The organism is Citricoccus sp. SGAir0253, from assembly GCF_005877055.1.
Lineage (GTDB): Bacteria > Actinomycetota > Actinomycetes > Actinomycetales > Micrococcaceae > Citricoccus.
This window is the reverse complement of record NZ_CP039424.1, coordinates 1,584,552-1,603,682: the sequence shown is the minus strand read 5'-3', so window position 1 is coordinate 1,603,682 and position 19,131 is coordinate 1,584,552. Positions and strand designations below refer to the sequence as shown.

The window sequence follows — 19,131 nt, the reverse complement described above, 5'->3', positions numbered from 1 at the left end:
GGGCCGCCGGCCCCTGCGGGGGCGGGAGAGACCACCTCGCCCGGCTCGGGCCGCTGACCCCCTAGCGGCCCGGGCCGGTGCCCGTGTCCCTCCCAACCTTCAGGAGCCCGCTGTGCCCACGGCCCGACGCACGAACGACCCGCAGCCAGTCCTCGCCCATCCCGCCTCCGCCGAGGGGCGCACCTCCAGTGCCGTCCCACCCGGGAGCGCACTGACCGTGCCGGATGCGCATCTGATCCCTGCATCGCAAGTCACCGAAGCCCTGGGAGTCGACCCCGGCCGGGGCCTCGACGAAGCGGAGGTCAGCCGGCGATTGAGTGCGGTCGGGCCAAACCGGCTTGCCGAGCCGGTTCGCCGGGCGGCGTGGCGGCGGTTCCTGGACCAGTTCCGCAGCCTGCTCATCCTGATCCTGATCGCCGCGGCGGTCCTGGCCGGCCTCATCGGGGACGTCAAGGACACCGTGGTGATCACCATCGTGCTGCTGATCAACGCCACGATCGGGTTTGTCCAGGAGAACCGAGCCGAGCGCAGCCTGGAGGCACTGCGCAAGATGCTCACCCCCGCCGCCCGTGTGCGCCGCGGCGAGCAGGTCGACGTCATCGACGCCGGCGACCTCGCGCCTGGCGACATCGTGCTCCTGGAGGCTGGCGACCGGGTGCCGGCCGACGGGCGCCTGCTCGTCGCCGAGAGTGTCGAGATCGACGAGTCCGCGCTCACCGGGGAGTCCCAGCCGGTCGCCAAGACCACCGCACCGACCGCCCTCACCGGTGACGGCGCGAAGGTCCCGCTCGCCGACCGCACCGGCATGGCGTACATGAACACCGCCCTGACCCGCGGCCGCGCAGAGCTCGTGGTGACCGCCACGGGGATGGCCACCGAGGTCGGCGCGATCGCGGGAATGCTGCGCACCGGCACCGAGCCCAAGAGCCCACTGCAGGTCGAGCTGGACGCCGTCGGCAAGCGCATCGCCGTGATCGGTGGAACCGCGGTCGGCGCCTACGCCCTGCTCGCGCTGCTGCGCGGCGAGCCCCTGGCCGAGCTCGCGCTCAGCGCAGTCGCCCTGGCTGTCGCGACCGTTCCCGAGGGCCTGCCCGCCGTCCTGGCCCTGACCCTGGCCCTGGGTGTGCAGCGGATGGCCCGCCGAGGGGCCATCGTCAAGCGCCTGGCCTCGGTGGAGACCCTGGGCGCGGCGACCGTGGTCTGCAGCGACAAGACCGGAACCTTGACCCTGAACCAGATGACCGCCCGAGCTGTCGTCGTCGCCGGTCGCGATGTGACCGTCGCCGGCGAGGGCTACGTCCCGGCTGGCGAGCTGCGGGCGACCGACGGCGCCCCACTTCCGAGCGACCTCGATCCGCTGGTGCGGGCGGCCGCGCTGGCCAGCGACGCCGTCCTGACCACCCGCGACGGTGCACCGGCGATCGTCGGCGACCCCACCGAAGGCGCCCTCGTCGTCCTCGCCGCCAAGACCGGCATCGACGTCACGGCGCTGCGTGCCGAGCACCCCCGCATCGGCGAGGTGCCGTTCGACGCCGCGCACAAGTACATGGCCACCGTCCACGCCGAAGGCACTCGAGCCCGCGCCTACCTCAAGGGAGCCCCGGACGTGCTGCTCGGGCGCAGCGCGTTCATCGCCACCGCTAACGGGGTCAAGCCCTTGGGCCCGGACGCCCTGGCCCGCGTCCACGCCGAGATCAGCCGCCTGGCATCCCAGGGGCTGCGAGTCATCGGAGTCGCCACCACACTGCTCGACGACCTCAGAGACCCCGCCTCCCTTGCCGACCGGCTCACCGGCGTGACCTTCCTGGGCCTGGTCGGAATCGCCGACCCGCCCCGAGCCGAGGCCCGTGAGGCGATCGCCCTGTGCCACCGCGCCGGGATCCAGGTCAAGATGATCACCGGCGACCACCGCGACACCGCAGCTGCCATCGCACGCGAGCTCGGCATCTCCGGTGACGTCGTCACCGGTGCGGACCTGGACCGCATGAGCCCCGCCGAGCTCACCGAGCGCATCGAGGACATCGGCGTTTTCGCCCGGGTCGCCCCGGAGCACAAGGTCGCCATCGTCAAGGCCTTGACCGACCGCGGCCACGTCGCAGCGATGACCGGCGACGGCGTCAACGACGCCGCCGCGCTGCGCGCCGCGCACATCGGCGTCGCGATGGGCATCACCGGCACCGAGGTGACCAAGGAAGCCGGCACGATGATCCTGACCGACGACAACTTCGCGACCATCGTCAGGGCCGTTCGCGAGGGTCGAGGGATCTTCGACAACGTCGTCAAGTTCGTCCGGTTCCAACTCTCCACGAACATCGGCGCGATCCTGACCTTCCTCGGCGCGACCATCGCCGGGCTCCCCGCCCCACTCACCGCTATTCAGGTGCTCTGGGTCAACATCATCATGGACGGGCCGCCGGCCATGGCCCTGGGAGTGGACCCCGCGCGGCCCGGGCTGATGCAGGAGCCGCCTCGCGACCGGCGCTCCCGGATCCTCGGGCGCGCCCGGCTGTTGAAGATGTTCCGCGCCGGGGCGGTCATGGCCGCCGGCACCCTGGGCGTGCTCGCCTTCGCCGGCGACCAGTACGGCGCCGCCGTGGCCGCCACGATGGCCTTCACGACCTTCGTGCTCTTTCAGTTCTTCAACGCCCTCAACGCCCGTGCCGAGCGGGAGAGCGTCTTCACCCGCCACCTGTTCACCAACCGGTGGCTGTGGGGCTCCTTCGCCGTCGTCGTCCTGCTGCAGGTGCTCGCCGTCCAGCTCCCCCTGCTCAACTCGATCTTCGACACCACCGCCCTGACCGGTGCCCAGTGGGCCACCTGCGCCGCCGTCGCGGCCACCGTGCTCCTCGTCGAAGAGCTCATCAAGCTCGCGCGCAGGCTCACCGGCCGCACCGGCTGAGCCGGCTGAGCCGGCCGACCGTGACGCCCGGCGCCTTGGCCTTTATCCCGGGCGTCGGGCTCGCGGCCGTCGGAGGCGAGTTGTTCCTGCGCGGCGCGAACGACCTGGCTACGTGGGCACGCGTGCCGACACGACGCGTCGGGGTGATCTCGGCCTTGGCCACGTCACCCCGACCTCGGTGACAATAGACGCACTATGTTTCCCGCATTAGGATTACACTGTCGACATCGGGCACAGCCGCCACCGCCGCTTCCCGAGTCGGTGGCACCCGGAGACAGGCGCGAGGGAGGCGGTGACGATGACTGGGATTCAGGTCGGCGCCGTGGCGGGTGCGGTGTGGCTCGCGGCGGGACTAGCAACGATCCTGTGGATGGCGCGCCGCGGTCACCGCGACCCACTGTGGCTCCTGATGGCCGTGGTGTTCGGCCCCTTCCTTGCCCTCATGGCCGCCGAGCGCATCGAGCGCACACCCAGGCTCGTACACGCGGACCAGGCCGACGACTTCCCCACCGACAGCACCCGGGTCCTCGTCGGCATCGACGAATCCCTAGAGTCCCACGCGGCCCTGCATGCGGTCCTGCGCCTGTTCGACGAGAAGTCCGCGATAGTCATCGTGCTCGCGACGGTGGTGGATTTCGATGCGGCCGACATCGACTGGCGCGGCCGCCAGCACGCCGCCCACGAGCTCCTGGCTGCTGCCCGCCGCACCGTCGGCGACCGGGCCGTCACTTGTGAGGTGCTCGCTGGGCGACCCGGGCCGGCGCTGCTGCGCTGCGCCCGACGCCACCACGCCGACCTCGTCGCGATCGGCAGGAAAGGCCGCGGACTGTCTGTACGAATCCTCGGCAGCGTCGCCGAGGAGCTCGCGCGCAAGGCGCCGTTCCCCGTCCTCATCGTCGGCCCCGACGCAAGCCTCGCGAGTCACGAGCCGGTGCTTGCACGCCGCCCCACGGAGAGCCAGGTCGAGGCGCCGTGACCACCCAAGCCGAAACCTCGTCCCTCCACACCAGCACGGCGATGCGCGAGTTGCCGATCATGTCTGCGCAGTACTCTCTACGAGTGTCCGCCCAGCCAAGCCCCGAGAACCTGCCTGAGTGGACCTTCCTGTCCAACCATGGCCACGTGCTCGTCTGCCTCGCACTCGACCCACAGTCCCGCCTGCGCGACATCGCCGCTCGAGTGGGGATCACCGAACGAGCCGTCCAAGGCATCCTGCGCAACCTCGAAGACGCCGGCTACGTCCTCAAGGAACGCGTCGGCCGACGCAACAGCTACACGGTCAACGGAGATCAGCCCTTCCGCCACCCACTCGAAGCCCGAGTTCCCGTCGGAGACTTCCTACGTCTCATCACCGCTCAGCGCCGCTGAAACAGACGACCGGTCGAGCCGTCCAACGCCCAAGACAACTATGTCGTCGTGATCACCGGCCCGTGCCCGCCGGTGTCAGCGGGCTGCGGCGATTGCGACCCAGGCGGCCGAGGCCGCCACTCAGAATCCGCAGGGCCCCGCCGGCGATCTCTGAAAGTCACAGCGCTGTCGTCGACGAGCCAGACGTCACGGGTGTCCCGTTGAGCGATCCTTGGGTTCTAACGGTGATCGCAACACCCCGGTGCAGGCGAGATGCGAGACGAGGTGTTGGAGATGCGATTTGGTGGCTACATGGTTGCCGAGGTGCATCAGAAGTTCTGGGAGGCGATGGCCCGCGGTGAGTTCATCACCGACGCGGCGCAGGGCGCGGGCAGCTACCGCAAGCAGGGGGCCCGGTGGCTTGTTGCTTGTGGTGGGGTCCGCCCCCGGCGGGGCCGGAACCTGAAGGGACGGTGCTTGACGTTCGCCGAACGAGAGGAGATCGCCCTGCTGCGGGCCCAGCGCCAGGGCGTGCGGCAGATCGCCGCGGCGGTGGGCCGGCCGCCCTCGACGATCAGCCGGGAACTGCGCCGCAACGCTGACCGCGGCGGGGGCTACCGGGCCAGCACCGCGCACGCGGCCGCCTACGAACGGGCCAGCCGCCCAAAGGAGTCCAAGCTGGTCGCCAACCAGGCCCTGCGCGAGCGGGTGGAGTCCGACCTGGACCAGAGGTACTCCCCGGAGCAGATCGCCGGCCGGCTGCGGCGCGAGTTCCCCGACGACCCGGAGATGCAGGTGCACCACGAGACGATCTACCAAGCGCTCTACCTTCAGTCCCGCGGGGCGCTGAGGCGCGCGCTGACCAGGCGGTTGCGCACCGGGCGCGGCGTGCGCAAGCCGGGCCGCAAGGCCGGTCAGCGCAAGAACCGCATCCCGGACCCAGTCAGCATCACCGAGCGGGCCCCCGAGGCCGATGACCGCGCAGTGCCCGGGCATTGGGAAGGAGATTTGATCCTGGGGCGCCGCAACGCCTCGGCGATCGGCACGCTGGTCGAGCGGACCACCAACTACACCATGCTGGTCCACTTGCCCCACGGGTACACCCCCGAACTGATGCGCCAGGCACTGGCACGGAAGATCCAGACCCTCCCGAAGGCGCTGCGCACCTCGCTGACCTGGGACCACGGGACGGAGATGCGCGACTGGAAGCAGATCCAGCTCGCCACCGACATCGAGGTCTACTTCGCCGACCCGCACTCACCGTGGCAACGCCCGGTCAACGAGAACACCAATGGACTGCTGCGGCAGTACTTCCCCAAGGGCAGCGACCTGTCGGTGCACAGCGAAGCAGACCTCGACGCGGTCGCCGCCGAGCTCAACGGCCGACCCCGCAAACGACTAGAGTTCCGCAAACCGATCGAAGACATCGAACCGCTGCTGTTGCAATGACCGCCAGAATCCGCCGATCCCCAAACGGACGCCGACCGCCGCCCCTCCCCTGCCGCAGCAGCGGTGGTCGCAGCTCTGCGCACGGTCAACCAGCTCGGCTCGTAGGTTGGTGACCATGACCGAGTCGGTGGACCACTTCTACGCGGCGCCAGCCTGTCGTCACGATGTGTCTGACCTCGCCGCCCTCGCCCGAGAGGCACTCCCTTCCTTCCCAGCTCTCCACGACCCTGAGGGCTGGCGAACCTCGTACCGATTCGGGAGCGGCCTCCACCCGCGAGACAACTACCTGATCGCGGTCCGCGATGGGGGCGAGGACGGCCCCCTCGTCGGCTTCATCTGGGTAGACGCGGCGATGGCGGTCGACTACGGCGTCATCGAGCCGTGGTGGTGCATCAACGCCGTCGCCGTCGCACCTGCCTATCGGCGTGCCGGTCATGGCCGCGCACTGGTCCTCACTGCGGTGGAGCGTGCCCGCGCGATCGGCGTCGCGCTCATCTACGGCCTCAGCGTCCGGGCGTCCGTGCCCTTCTGGGAGGATCTGGGGTTCACCGTCGCGGCAGACCGGGAGCCGCTGGTCTCGGACCGCCCGGCTCGGCGTGCGACCGGCGAGCTCGCCCGGCTGGACCTTGATCCCGAAACCGATCACCGGTGGTTCGTCGCCTACCTGCAGGATCCAGCCTCGGCCGACTCGGTGCTCGCGCCAAAGGGCTACCTGGCCCGAGGCTGAGGCCAGCGCCGACACAGGCCTTACCGTCGACGTCATGGCAGCTGTTGGTGGAGAAGTTCTTCCGGGGGACGTCGCGCGGCTGGCCGCCTGGTCGGACTGGCTGCCCTTCACCGCAGATGCCGTTCGCACGTCGCCGACCACGCCTGGGGTCTACCTCTTCCGTCAGGGGTCTGCGCTGGTCTACGTCGGCCGCGCCGGTGAACGCAGCGGCAAGGGCCTCCGCGGCCGCCTGACGATCTACGTCGCGGGCCGCGCCCCGCACAGCGGGCTAGGCAACCTCGCGCTTGAGCGAGGTCTCCAGGACCCGGTCTGGCTTCGCGCCCGGCTGGCCGACGTGGAGGCGGGCACCCGCCTGACGGTTCAAGACTGGAGTGCGCTGGCCGTAGGACGAGCCGAACTTGATCCGCCCCGGGTTCGGTGGAGGCTCTCAACCCAGGAGGATGAGAGTCATGCCGGCACCGAAGAAGTACAGCGAGGAGCTGCGTGAGCGGGCCACGAGGATGGCGTTGGACGCGATCGCGGCCGGTGATCAGCGGATGGTGGTGATCCGTCGGATCGCGGGCCAGTTGGACGTGCATCCGGAGGCGTTGCGCACGTGGGTCAAGCGGGCGGAGGTCGATGGTGGGCAGCGGCCGGGGACGACGAGCCAGGACGCTGCCCGGATCGTCGAGCTGGAGCGTGAGGTCAGGGAGCTGCGCCGGGCGAACCACATCTTGAAGACGGCCTCGGCTTTCTTTGCGGCGGAGCTCGACCGCCCGTCCGGCAGGTAGTCGACTACATCGACGCTCACCGCCACGAGGTCGTGGAGGGGCGCGAGCTCGGGGTCGAGCCGATCTGCGCGGTGCTCACCGGCACCGCGGCGCAGATCGCTCCGAGCACGTACTACGCGACCAAGACCCGGGCGCCGTCGGCGCGCGCGGTCCGCGACGAGGAGCTGGTGGCGTTGATCCGCAAGACCTACGAGGACAACTTGTGCGTCTACGGGGCCAAGAAGACCTGGGCCGAGCTGAACCGAACCGGCACGACCGTGGCCCGCTGCACGGTCGAACGGCTCATGCGGGCGCAGGGGCTGCGCGGGATCAGCCGGGAGAAGACCCGGCGCACCACCACCAGCGACGGCGCGCAGACCCCCCGGCCGGCGGACCTGGTGGACCGGGAGTTCGTCGCCGACGCGCCGAACCAGCTGTGGGTCGCGGACCTGACCTACGTGCGCACCCACGCCGGGTGGACCTACGCGGCGTTCGTCATCGACGTGTTCTCCCGGATGGTCGTGGGCTGGCAGGTCTCCACCTCCCTGCGCACCGACCTGGCACTGGACGCCCTGGACATGGGCCTGTGGTCACGGCTGCGCGCCGGGCAGGACGTCACCGGCCTGACCCATCACAGCGATCGCGGAGTCCAGTACCGAGCAATTCGCTACACCGAGCGGCTCGCCGAGGCCGGCGCCGTCGCGTCGGTCGGGTCCAAGGGCGATTCGTATGACAACGCCCTCGCCGAGGCGTTCAACGCGCTGTTCAAGACCGAGTGCATCCGCAACCCCGCGATGCGCCCACGCGGGGGCTGGAAGTGTGTCACCGACGTGGAGATCGCCGTCGCCGAGTACGTCGACTGGTTCAACCACCGACGCCTGCACGGAGAGATCGGGCTCGTCCCACCCGCCGAGCTCGAGCACCAGCACTGGGCGCACTACGCTCCCACCGCACCGGCCGAAGTCACCGCCGGAACCAGATAACCGAGCCTCCACCGAACCCGGGGCGGATCATCTCACCCCGCGGCCGCATTCACCGCGAGGTGATCGAGGCCTACCGCCAGGCGGTCTAAGACCCCGGCCTGGGCCTGTCGAACCGGAGTACCACCGCCCGCTCTGGCCCCCGGTAGGCCCTGGGCGCGACGAAGGCCCCAGCCGAAGGGATGGCTGGGGCCTTCTGTGTCATCACTCGCACCTTCATCACTCACACCTTGATGAGGGGGACTGTCCGATAAAGGGTGTGTGGGGTCCGGCGGTTTTCATCAGTGAGTGGTTCTCTCGAACCGTCCGGCGAAGGTGATCGCGAAGGCGTTGAGCGCCGGCTTCCACCTCATCACCCAGCGTGCCCTCCCGCCGCCGGTGGGATCAAGGGACCGGGTGACGAGATACAGACACTTCAGGGCGGCTGCCTCGTTCGGGAAGTGGCCCCGGGCGCGGACCGCCCGGCGGTAGCGGGCGTTGATCGACTCGATCGCGTTGGTCGTGCAGATCACCCGGCGGATCTCCACGTCGTACTCCAGGAACGGCACGAACTCCGCCCACGAGGACTCCCAGAGCTGCACGATCGCCGGATACCGCTGACCCCACTCGTCCCTGAACTCGGCGAAGCGGTCCTTCGCCGCTTGCTCGCTCGGGGCGGTGTAGACCGGCTTGAGGGCCTTGACGATCCCGTCGCGGTGCTGTCGGCCGGCGTAGCGGAAGCTGTTGCGGATCAGATGCACGATGCACTGCTGGACCACCGTCCGCTCCCAGGTGGTCGTGATCGCCTCCGGCAGGCCCTTGAGCCCATCGCACACGGCGATGAGCACATCCTCCACGCCCCGGTTCTTCAGTTCGGAGAAGACCTGCAGCCAGAACCGGGCGCCCTCGGCGCCGTCACCGGCCCAGATCCCGAGGATGTCGCGTTCTCCATTGGTGGTGACGCCCATGACCACGTAGAACGGGGTGTTGCGCACCTGACCGTCCCGGACCTTGACCACAATGGCGTCGACGAAGATCACCGGGTAGAGCGAGTCCAGCGGCCGGGCGGACCACTCCGCGAGTTCCCCGGCGACCTTCTCGGTGATCCTGGAGATGGTGTCCTTGGAGACGGTGGCTCCGTAGACCTCCTCGAAGTGCGCGGCGATCTCCCCGGTCGTCAAACCCCGAGCCGAGAGGGACAGCACGATCTGGTCGATCCCGTCCAGGCGCCGTTTGCGCTTGGGCACGATCACCGGCTCGAAGGACCCCTCCCGATCCCGCGGCACCTCGATCTGCACGGGGCCGATCTCGGTCAACACCGTCTTCGATCTCGTGCCGTTGCGCATATTCTCCGCGATCGGCACCTCACCATGCTCGTGGCCGAGGTGCTCAGTCAGCTCCGCCTCGAGCGCCGTTTCCAGCACGTTCTTCGTCAGCTGGTTGAGCAGCCCGCCGGGGCCGACCAGGCTCACGCCTTGCTCCTTGGCCTGGGCGAGCAGTTGTTCGGCGAGTTGTTTCTGATCGATGATCTCTCCGGTCACGGGATCGATCATCGCCTCTGTTGCCTCGGTCGTGTCAGTCACGGCCGTCTCCTTTCGGATCAGGCCGGACCCTCACACACCGTTTTTCTTACAGTCCCTGATGAGGTGCTTCTGACACTAACGGCCGAGACTGATGACTGGCTGAGCGCCAGGTGGGGACCGGAGCAACGCGAATGACTGCCCTCCCGGGCTCAGGCGTGTCCGTTGGGGATCCCCCGCTGGGACGGTGCTGGCGAATGCCTTCTTGGTCCCTTGTGGATTTGATCGCTGATTGGCGGTCTTCTGTGATCGTTTGGTGGCGGCTTCGATCATGAGCTCGCGTGTCCATTAGAGGGGATGGTGGTGTAGGTCGGTCGTGTTGGTGGGGGTTGCCGGCCGGTCTGTGCGGAGGTGTCAGTCGTGGACTCGGTGGCCGGCCCGGGTGAGGGTCAGCGCGATCAGGGCGAGCAGTTGCAGGGCGATGGTGAGTCCGATCAGTAGCGCCAGCGAGGTTTGGTAGAGGGCACCGCTGAGGGCTCCTCCGGCGGCGGTGGCCACGCCCAGGATCGCGGCGAAGATCCCGTAGGCGGTGCCGCGCCGGTGGGTGGGCACCAGGTCGGCGATGGTGGCGCGCAGGGTGGATTCCTGGATGCCCAAGCCGATACCCCACAGCAATGCTCCGGTGATTACCAGGGGCAGGCTGGTGGTGAAGGACAGCACCGGAATCAAGGCCGCGACCACCGGCAGTACGGCCAGCACTGGTGCGCCGAGATGGTCGTAGGCCCACCCGGTGGCCAGGGCGGCCACGGCGTCCACCACCATCACCCCCGCGTAGAGCACAGGGACCGCGGCCGGGAGCAAAACCTCGGTGGTGACCAGGTGGAATGAGAGCACGCCGAAGGTGGTGAACCCCGTCATGGTGATGGCGGTGAAGGCGGCATAACGCCAGAAGACCGGGGGCAGCCCCCGGACACCGGGGGACGGGGATGTCCCCGTGGCCGGTGTCGAGGCACCGTGGGGGTGGGGTTCGAACTCCTGCGGGTCGCGGGCGCGGGAGCGCAACCACACCAGCAGTGCCAGGGCCAGGACCCCGGGCAGGGCCAACACGGCCAAAGACGGGCCGTAGTGGTTACCGGTTGCGGCCAGGACGGCGGCGACGGCCAGGGGCCCGATCACGGCACCACACTGGTCCAGGGCCTCGTGGACGGCGAAGCCACGACCGCGACCGGTGGCGGAGGTGGCGAAGGAGAGCATCGCGTCCTTGGCCGGGGAGCGGATCGCCTTGCCCACTCGTTCGGTAATCACCAAGGCCGCGGCCACCCCCAGGGTCCCGGCCATGCCCAGGGCCGGCACGCTGATCACGGTCAGTGCGTAACCGGCTAGGGTCCAGGCCCAGAACCGCTGGCTGCGGTCGGCCAACGGGCCCGAGACCAGTCGCAGCAGCAGGGCGGCGGCCTCACCGACCCCGGTCACGACCCCGACGACCACGGCAGTGGCTCCCAGCGAGGCCAGGAGCGGTCCGGTGACCGAGCGGGCGCCCTCGTAGACCAGATCGGCCAGCAGGCTGACGACCCCGAAGGTGACCACGAAACGCCACGGACTGATCCGGGGCGCCCTCACCGCAGTCGGGCGTCCCTGGAGGTTCACCAGATCAGGTGGCCCAGGCCCAGGCCGGCGGCCGCCGCGGCGACGGTGGCCACCCCGGTGCCCAGGACGTTGAGCACGGCCCGGGTGTGGTCTCCGGCCTGGACCAGGCGCACGGTCTCGACCATGGCAGTGGAGAAGGTGGTGTACCCGCCGCAGAACCCGATCGAGGCCGCGACCACCCACGGCTGGCCCAGGGCCCCGGCGATGGCGGCGGCGGTGAGCAGTCCCAGGGCCAGGGAGCCGGTGATGTTGATGAACACGGTCGCGGCCGGGAACGTGGTGGCGTACCGGGTGCGGATCAGCCCGTCCACGACGAACCGTGTTGCCGCCCCGGCCCCGCCGAAGGCGGCGATCAGGACCAGGATCATGACCGCTCACCGTCCCGCCGGCGCACCGACGTCGCACCCTGGTCTGAGTCCTTGCCGGTGTCCTGGCCGGTGTCCTGGCCGGTGTCTTGGCCGGGGTCCTGGTTCGGGTCGATGGGCACGGCTTGGGTGCGCCGCCGGTGACGGCCGGCGGCCAGGGTGATGCCGGCCAGACAGGTGAGGAACCCCCCGATGAGGGAGGCGGCGAAGTAACCCAGGGCCGCGCCGGAGGCCCCGGTGGCCAGTAGGTGTTCGACCTCCAGGGCGAAGGTGGAGAAGGTGGTGAACCCGCCCAGCACCCCGGTTCCGGCGCCGAGCCGGACCAGGCGCCGCCGCGGGGTCTCATCCCCGGCCCGGACCAGGGCCTCGAGCAGCAGCCCGAGCAGGAACGCCCCGACCAGGTTCTCCACCAGGGTCGACAGCGGCCACCCACCCCGGGAGGGAATCGCGGTGCTCAACCCGTAGCGGGCCAGGGTGCCGACCGCCCCGCCGGCGGCAACCACCAGGATCAGCACCGGATTCAGGTGGGCGGGCCGGCTCACGGGTGGGTCTCCGTGGCGGTGGTGTCCGGGTGCGGGATCAGGATCACCGGGCGGTGCTGGTGCTGGGCCAGGCGCACGGCCACCGGCCCGTCGATGTGCTCGGCCGCCCACGCGGCGAACCCCTTCTCCCGAGTGCCCAGGGCGATCGCCACCGCGTCGAGTTCTTCGGCGATCTCGTGCAGGGCCCGGGCCGGGGCGCCGGTGGCATAGCGGAACCGCCAGGGGGCCGGGGCCTGGCCCAGGATGCTCAGCAGGTCGGCGTAGAGCTGGGCCTCGCGGCCGGGGTGGTCCGGGTCGTCCACCCCGTCGGGATCCAACGGGGTGATATCCATCGTTCCGTCCAGGTGGCGTTGGACGGTGACATGGGTCCGGTCGGCCCACACGCACACAAAGGACCCGCCCATCCGGGCCGTGAACGCCGCCGCAGCGTGGATGACCGCCGGGTCCTGGTCGGGCAGCACCCCGAAGACCACGATCGTGCCGGTGGGGTCCCCGTGCCAGGGGCGGGCCGGGATCAAGCTCATCACCGCACCCCTTCCGGCAGTCCGTACGCCAGGGACGGGTGATCGGCAGCGATGCCCAACAACCGGTTGTACTTGGCGACCCGCTCGCCTCGAGCCGGAGCCCCGGACTTGAGCTGACCGCACCCGGTGCCCACCGCCAGGTCCGCGATGAAACTGTCGCAGGTCTCCCCGGAACGGTGGGACACCATCTGCGCGTAGCCCGCGGTCCGGCAGGTCCGCATGGCCTCCAGGGTCTCGGTCACGGTGCCGATCTGGTTGGGCTTGATCAACGCCGCATTGCCCACCCCCCGGTCGATGGCCTCGGCGATGATCCTCGGATCGGTCACGAACAGGTCATCGCCCACGATCTGAGTGGTATCCCCGAGGCGTTCGGTGAGCTTGGCCCACCCACCCCAGTCGTCCTCGGCCAAGCCATCCTCGATCGACCACACCGGGAAGTCCACCACAATCTGGGCGTAGCGCTCGATCATCTCCGCACTGGAGAGCACCTGCCCGGCCACGTGGTAGGCCCCGTCCCGGTAGAACTCGCTAGCGGCCGGGTCCAGGGCGATCGCCACTCCTTCGCGGCCGGCCGTATAACCGGCCGCCTCGATCGCGCCCACCAACAGGGATAGCACCTCCTCGGGACGCTCGAGCTGCGGAGCGAATCCTCCCTCATCACCGAGCCCGGTGTCGTGTCCGGCCCGGCGCAACAACCCGCCCAGCGCCGCGTAGACGCCCGCACCGGCCCGAACCGCCTCGGCGAACGACGGCGCCCCGACCGGGGCAATCATGAACTCCTGAAAGTCCAGGGCATTGCCGGCGTGCACCCCCCCATTCAGGACGTTGAAATGCGGCACCGGCAGACGCGGCGAGACCCCGGGCGGTCGCAGGGCCTGGAACAACTCCTGGCCCCCGGCCGCAGCACGGGCCACCGCCATCGAGACCCCCACGATCGCGTTCACCCCGAACCGCGACTTGTTGGCGGTGCCGTCGGCGTCGACCATCACCGCATCGAGCTGCTCCACCGAGTTCCACGGCCTGGAGCAGGCCAGCTCGCGCAGTTCCCCCTCCACATGGGCCACCGCCCCCAACACGCCCTTGCCCCCGTACCGGTCGGGGTCGCCGTCGCGGGCCTCGACCGCCTCCCGGGACCCGGTCGATGCCCCCGCGGGCACCCCCGCCACCGCCGTGGTCCCATCGCCCAGACGAACCTGGACCTGCAAGGTCGGATGACCCCGAGAGTCCAGGACCTCCAGGGCCGACAGCCCCACCACCGTGAACCGGCCATCCACCAAGTCCATACCCGCCACCTTCCTCACCGGCCCCCGTCACGAAAGGGGGGGCGCCACTTCTCGAGGAGGCCCGACCCCGAAGGGCCAAAAGGAAGCTGTCCAGGGAAATCACGGCAGCAACCAGCCTCGCAGAACGAAACCAGGGACCGTTGACGGCACCAATGCCGTGGTTAAAGGCGAGCCCCACCGCCGTGATGCGCCCCAGCCTAAGCCCAGCCCGGCCCCGACCGCCAGATGCTCCCCGTGCACGCGCCACCCCACACCGGGCCTCACCTCGAGCCGAGCTCATCGCCGAACCACACCGCTGGTTACCGTCACCACCACACTCCCCCGCTGATGCGGCCTTATGCTGCAGGACGGTGGACCACCAACACCGAGCAGGCGGCATGGGCCGCCACGGCCGAACTCACCGAACCCAACAACAAGCCCGCCAACCCGCCGTGACCCCGGTTGCCGACCACCAGCATCCTTGCCCCCCGGCTGGCCTCGCGCAGCACCCGGGCAGCAGAACCCTCCCGGACCACCTGCTCCACCCCCGAGGCCATCTCATCGCCCAGAGCCTGCGCGACCGCATCGGCCAACCGGGTCCGGGCATCCTCCTCGAAGCTGAACCCAGCCGGAGGCAAGTACTCCCACGTCGTTTCCGGTCGTTGCCACGCCATGAGCGCCTGCACCGGGCACCCCATCAGCCCGGCCAGAACCCGGGCCTGGCGCAAAGCCTCCACCGAGGCCACAGACCCATCCACCCCGACCACGACCGGCTTCACTCCCTGCACCCCCACCCCCCTGGCAGTTCCCCCACGCCCGAGGCCAGGGATCAGGCCCAGCATCCCAGACACAGCTCACTCCGTCACCGCCCCGCACCCGGCGCCACCGTCCACTCAGCGGTATCGAGATGCACCCGAGAAATATCCCCCAGCGAATATCGGATACCCCACCAGATAAGCCCCCTCCGGGCGGCCACGACCGGTGGCAATTGCGCTGACACCGGGTCCTTGTCCGGGCCTCGGACCGGGTGGCACCATTCCCTATGCCCGAACGCGTCTGCCTGAGGGGGCGCACACCGCGGCCCACTGCCAAGGGGGCAAGCAGCCACGACTCCGCTGGCAGCCTGAGCGCAATCACAGGGATGCGATGTGAAGGGGATGCACTGCGGTGAGGATCCTGCGGGCCGGTGACTGGTGAGACCGCATGTTCCTGGCGGGCATCATCCTCAAGGGGCTCGACGGCGTGGCCGAACTCATCGGCGGCCTGATGCTGATGCTCGGCGACCCGGCACTGGTCCACCGGTTCGTCCTCCGGCTGACGCAGCCGGAACTCGCCGAGGACCCCCAGGACTTCATCGCCACTCACCTGCTGCACGCCTCCGGAACCCTCACCGGCGCCGGTGTGCACTACGCCGCCCTCTATCTACTGGCCCACGGGGCGGTCAAGGTCGTGCTCGTCACCGCCCTGCTGGCCAACCGGCTCTGGGCCTACCCCTGGACGATCAGCGTCCTGGTGGCCTTCATCGCCTACCAGCTCTACCAGCTAGCCGTCTCGCCCACGGCCGGCCTAATCACCCTCACCGTCTTCGACATCCTGGTCGTCATCCTCACCTGGCACCAATATCACCGCCAACTCGAACGCCGGAACACCGCCACGGAGCCCTAGCCAAGGACGGTCAGCACACCGACGCGTTACAGCCACCCGTCGTCCCACGACCGCGCTGGCTCATCCATGAATGTGCAGGGAGAAGCACAACAAAGCGCTGGTGGTTGGCAACGCTGCAGGGCCGCGAGGTACAGGCAAAGTATCAGTGATAAGCGATGCGATCCGCACCCATGCCTCTAGGACACCGCACCTACAAGCTCCCCGGGCATGCCCACGTCCCAGGATCGGGCCCCTAGCCGGCATAGCTTCGGTGGGTTCGGGTGTATGACCCCATCGAGAGGGCGTTGGGGAGTGAGTCATCCGGGTCGCGCGTCAGTGCCGGCTCCTCCCTGGGGTCAATTTCTCCACCGGGCCCAGAGGGCGGTGCGCGACCGCAGGCACTGGTCGACCGCCCGTTGTGTCCACCGGGCGGTCAGCCCACCATGAACGTCAGGCAGGCCCCAGCTGGCATCCACCGACGAGGCACACGGCTCCCTGCAGGGGCGAACGCCCACGGACGTGTCGACCCGTAAGACGGTGGCGCCCGAATCCCGAAAGGCGATCGGCTACGGTGCCACGGCCGCCACCTACCTGATGGGCCTGGTCTTCGGCACCAGCGTGGCCGGACGATCCTAGTGTCTGACCGTTAGGAATTGGGGTGGAGCTGTTCGCGGCGTTCGGCGTCCGAGCCCACGCGTCAACGTCGGCGACAGGGGCAGTGGCCCCGCGAGACTTTGGTTTGCTGGTGTCGCGCTGGGGCGAGGGCATTCTTGTCTGCGGCGTGCGGCCCTGCGGGCAGGGCGCGCGTCGGGGTCCAGGTGTGGATCGCCGTCCTGTTTGGGGAGGGGCCAGGGACGTTTTATGCTGGCAGGGAAGCGCATCGTTAGGCGAGGCTTCTGCGTGAATACAGGCCGCTGATCTGACGACATCGAGAGATGCCCAAGGTTAGGACAGATCTTCCCGGATTAAGGGGTGATCCGAGGTGGCTTCCGGCGTCGGGCCGGATACGTTGCGCAGTGCTGAAGCTCTTACGTGGGGCGCTTGAACCGAACACGCGGCCTTTCATGGGTCCGGTCCCGCACTGTCAGGGCGGGGACGAGGACCACGACGGCCGCCTGCAGTCAAGGAGGTGGCGACCCTTTGGACGAGGGACCTGATCGATCTACCGCCGCCGCTCGCGCTGCCCTGCGACCTTCCTGAGGCCAACTCGAGCGCGGCCCAACCGTGTCGCCGCCCGCCCTCCCGGTTCAACACCAGCAGGGCGGCCTGGGGCGCCTACCCGGTATGCAGTGACCCAGTCAGTCCCACCGAGGCCGTGAATCTGGCCTGGTGTGGGGCGGCTGGCCGTTCGCTAGCGCCGATCCACCGTTGAGAACTCGCCTGCACGTACCGCGGGGCGGGCTGAGAGTGTTGGAAGAGGTCATGGGCATGGATGAGAAGACGATGACAAGTGAAGAGGCGGTCATCGAGGCCGTGGACCGCGCGCTCGGGGGCAAAGACCTGCAGGAACTGTCCACGGTGGTGCACCAGTTGTCCGCGTCCCAGGTGATCGACGTGGCCGAACGCTTGAACGTCAAGGACCGGGCGGTGGTGTTCCGGTTATTGCCCAAGGGCCAGGCGTTGGAGGTCTTCGAAGGCCTCGATGCCACCCTGCAGGGAGAGCTGGTCCAGGGGTTGAAGGATGAGGAGGTGGCGTTGCTCTTCGCCGACCTCGATCCCGATGACCGGGTGGGATTGCTGGATGAACTCCCGGCGACCGTGGCCCGGCGACTGTTGCTGGGCCTGCCACCGGAGGAGCGGGACCTCACCGCAGAAGTGCTGGGATATCCGCAGGGGTCGATCGGGCGCCGGATGAGCCCGGAGTACGTGGTGACCCACCCGGAGTTGACGGCCGGGCAGAGCCTGGACCGGATCCATGAGCGCCTCGAGGACGCCGAGACCATCTACACGCTGCCGGTGCTGGACGGGCAGCGGCGCGTGGTGGGCGTGGTGAGCCTGCGCGATCTGATGCGCGCGCACCCGCAGGAGCCGGTCTCGGCCCTGATGCACGCACCTGAATACGTCCAGGCCACCGTGACCGCCGAGAGCGCCGCCCGGCGCTGTGCCGACCTGAGGATCCTGGCCCTTCCGGTCGTGGACAACGAGGCCCGGCTCGTGGGGATCCTCACCGTCGATGACGCCCTGTGGATCCTGGAGGACGCCGAGTCCGAGGACGCCGCCCGCATCAGCGGTAGTGAGCCGCTGCGGCGGCCGTATCTGGCCACACCGGTTAGGAATATCGTCCGCTCCAGGATCGTGTGGTTGCTGGTGCTGGCCATCGGCGCCACACTGACCGTCCAGGTCCTCTCCGTCTTCGAGGACACCCTGGAGCAGATGGTGGTGCTCACCTTGTTCATCCCCCTGCTCATCGGTATCGGGGGCAATACGGGCAATCAGGCCGCCACGACGGTGACCAGGGCGCTGGCCCTGGGAGATGTGCGCCCGCGCGACATCGGGCAAGTGCTGGCCCGCGAAGTCCGGGTAGGGTCCTCGCTGGGCCTGCTGCTGGGCTCGGTGGGATTCGCCATAGCCGCCCTGGTGTACGACGTGCAGATCGGAGGGGTCATCGGCCTGACCCTGCTGAGCATCTGCACGATGGCCGCGACCGTCGGCGGGATAATGCCGCTGATCGGAAAGGCAATCCGGGCCGACCCGGCCGTGTTCTCCAACCCCTTCATCACGACCTTCGTGGACGCCACCGGCCTGATCGTCTACTTCCTGATCGCCCGCGCCATCCTCAACATCTGACCCTCCTCCGCGTCTCGGGGCCCGATCCCACCCCGGGCCCCCACCTTGTTCCCAAGGCCCTGCCCGACGGATACTGCTGGTACGGCCCCCGAGCTCGCTGAGCCGGGGCCGCGCCTGGACTGGTTTCAGTGCTAAGACGATCACCACGGTGGGGCACCCATGAGTCAGCGCGACCGAGACGACCAAGCCGGGATCCGCACCCTGCTGGTCCCGCATCTGCTGGCCCGCGGTCACCGTGAGGAGGACATCGCCTCCATGACGCAGGTGCCTCTGGCCCTCGTGAACCTGATCGCGGAGGAACCCGAACGCGACCGGCGGACACTCTCGGCCGAGCGCACTCCAGCCCCCCACGGACAGCCCACCGGGATAAGCCACCGAATCACGAAGCGCCACCTTATCGCGCTGGCAATCCTGGCCTCCGCCACGATCACTACCATCACCCTGCAGGTGCCGTTCCTGCCGATAGGGCTCTTCATCGCCGGCATCGTGTTCTACTGGAGAGAAACCGCCCCCAGTCGCTCCAGACCTTAAGGCCCGCCTGAGCGCTAACGGTCAGATAGCTTTGCGAGAACCGGCCAGTTACCTTTGCGATTTACAGTGCATGCTGCGAAGCGGGGCGAGTTTCCCATCACCGGCTAGGTTGGGCCGGCAGTTGAACGGGCTCTTGGCCGGCATCCGCCGAGGCACAGGCCGCGATGCCTTTGCGGTGC

General features: G+C 69.1%; 17 protein-coding genes and 1 riboswitch. Of the genes, 10 read left to right on the top strand and 7 right to left on the bottom strand.

The window, feature by feature from the left end:
* The first annotated feature begins 112 nt into the window (after positions 1-112).
* The 7 genes from E7744_RS07110 (at position 113) to E7744_RS07080 (ending at position 8,154) form a co-directional block, all read left to right on the top strand.
* On the top strand, positions 113-2,899 hold the full coding sequence (locus tag E7744_RS07110; RefSeq protein ID WP_371415386.1) for a cation-translocating P-type ATPase: 2,787 nt from the start codon (positions 113-115) through the stop codon (positions 2,897-2,899).
* 298 nt (positions 2,900-3,197) lie between these two features.
* Positions 3,198-3,875 (top strand): universal stress protein, encoded by a 678-nt coding sequence (locus E7744_RS07105; RefSeq protein ID WP_137773513.1) that lies wholly within the window; start codon positions 3,198-3,200, stop codon positions 3,873-3,875.
* Positions 3,872-4,267 (top strand): winged helix-turn-helix domain-containing protein, encoded by a 396-nt coding sequence (locus E7744_RS07100; protein WP_246858596.1) that lies wholly within the window; start codon positions 3,872-3,874, stop codon positions 4,265-4,267. Before E7744_RS07105 ends, E7744_RS07100 begins: the two co-directional genes overlap by 4 nt.
* 273 nt (positions 4,268-4,540) lie before the next feature.
* A complete protein-coding gene (locus E7744_RS07095) occupies positions 4,541-5,695 on the top strand; it encodes an IS30 family transposase (RefSeq protein ID WP_371415385.1) in 1,155 nt (384 codons plus the stop codon).
* 115 nt (positions 5,696-5,810) lie between these two features.
* Positions 5,811-6,422, top strand: coding sequence for a GNAT family N-acetyltransferase (locus tag E7744_RS07090; RefSeq protein WP_137773512.1), 612 nt, complete (start codon positions 5,811-5,813; stop codon positions 6,420-6,422).
* Positions 6,423-6,456: 34 nt separating this feature from the next.
* On the top strand, positions 6,457-6,909 hold the full coding sequence (locus tag E7744_RS07085; protein ID WP_137773511.1) for a hypothetical protein: 453 nt from the start codon (positions 6,457-6,459) through the stop codon (positions 6,907-6,909).
* Positions 6,872-8,154, top strand: a protein-coding gene (locus E7744_RS07080) for an IS3 family transposase (protein WP_246858594.1) whose coding sequence is annotated in 2 segments (ribosomal slippage) — positions 6,872-7,160 and positions 7,160-8,154 — 1,284 coding nt in all. Because the reading frame shifts where the segments join, the coding sequence is not laid out codon by codon here. The genes E7744_RS07085 and E7744_RS07080 overlap by 38 nt, the downstream gene beginning before the upstream one ends.
* A gap of 278 nt (positions 8,155-8,432) precedes the next feature.
* Here the strand turns inward: E7744_RS07080 and E7744_RS07075 are convergent.
* The 7 genes from E7744_RS07075 to E7744_RS07045 all read right to left on the bottom strand — a co-directional run bounded on the left by E7744_RS07075 (position 8,433) and on the right by E7744_RS07045 (position 14,832).
* Positions 8,433-9,683 (bottom strand): IS256 family transposase, encoded by a 1,251-nt coding sequence (locus E7744_RS07075; protein WP_137774762.1) that lies wholly within the window; start codon positions 9,681-9,683, stop codon positions 8,433-8,435.
* A gap of 381 nt (positions 9,684-10,064) precedes the next feature.
* Entirely contained in the window at positions 10,065-11,237 is a 1,173-nt protein-coding gene (locus E7744_RS07070; RefSeq protein WP_246858593.1) for an MFS transporter, read from the bottom strand.
* Positions 11,238-11,293: 56 nt separating this feature from the next.
* On the bottom strand, positions 11,294-11,665 hold the full coding sequence (locus E7744_RS07065; RefSeq protein WP_137773509.1) for a CrcB family protein: 372 nt from the start codon (positions 11,663-11,665) through the stop codon (positions 11,294-11,296).
* Entirely contained in the window at positions 11,662-12,204 is a 543-nt protein-coding gene (locus E7744_RS07060) for a CrcB family protein (protein ID WP_137773508.1), read from the bottom strand. Before E7744_RS07060 ends, E7744_RS07065 begins: the two co-directional genes overlap by 4 nt.
* Positions 12,201-12,728 carry a universal stress protein gene (locus E7744_RS07055; RefSeq protein ID WP_137773507.1) on the bottom strand — a complete coding sequence of 176 codons (528 nt, stop codon included), beginning with the start codon at positions 12,726-12,728 and terminating at the stop codon, positions 12,201-12,203. Before E7744_RS07055 ends, E7744_RS07060 begins: the two co-directional genes overlap by 4 nt.
* Positions 12,728-14,011 carry a phosphopyruvate hydratase gene (gene eno / locus E7744_RS07050; RefSeq protein ID WP_137773506.1) on the bottom strand — a complete coding sequence of 428 codons (1,284 nt, stop codon included), beginning with the start codon at positions 14,009-14,011 and terminating at the stop codon, positions 12,728-12,730. Before eno ends, E7744_RS07055 begins: the two co-directional genes overlap by 1 nt.
* Before the next feature lie 335 nt (positions 14,012-14,346).
* Positions 14,347-14,832 (bottom strand): universal stress protein, encoded by a 486-nt coding sequence (locus tag E7744_RS07045; RefSeq protein ID WP_137773505.1) that lies wholly within the window; start codon positions 14,830-14,832, stop codon positions 14,347-14,349.
* A 361-nt stretch (positions 14,833-15,193) separates the two neighbouring features.
* Here E7744_RS07045 and E7744_RS07040 point away from each other — a divergent pair, with 361 nt between their 5' ends.
* The 3 genes from E7744_RS07040 to E7744_RS07030 all read left to right on the top strand — a co-directional run bounded on the left by E7744_RS07040 (position 15,194) and on the right by E7744_RS07030 (position 18,952).
* The gene (locus E7744_RS07040; RefSeq protein WP_137773504.1) at positions 15,194-15,655 is read left to right on the top strand and encodes a DUF2127 domain-containing protein; all 462 of its coding nucleotides are present in this window, start codon (positions 15,194-15,196) and stop codon (positions 15,653-15,655) included.
* Positions 15,656-16,506: 851 nt separating this feature from the next.
* Positions 16,507-16,680: riboswitch (M-box (ykoK) riboswitch) on the top strand.
* A gap of 382 nt (positions 16,681-17,062) precedes the next feature.
* Positions 17,063-18,421 (top strand): magnesium transporter, encoded by a 1,359-nt coding sequence (gene mgtE, locus E7744_RS07035; protein ID WP_137773503.1) that lies wholly within the window; start codon positions 17,063-17,065, stop codon positions 18,419-18,421.
* Positions 18,422-18,580: 159 nt separating this feature from the next.
* Positions 18,581-18,952 (top strand): hypothetical protein, encoded by a 372-nt coding sequence (locus E7744_RS07030; protein WP_137773502.1) that lies wholly within the window; start codon positions 18,581-18,583, stop codon positions 18,950-18,952.
* Positions 18,953-19,131: the final 179 nt, after the last annotated feature.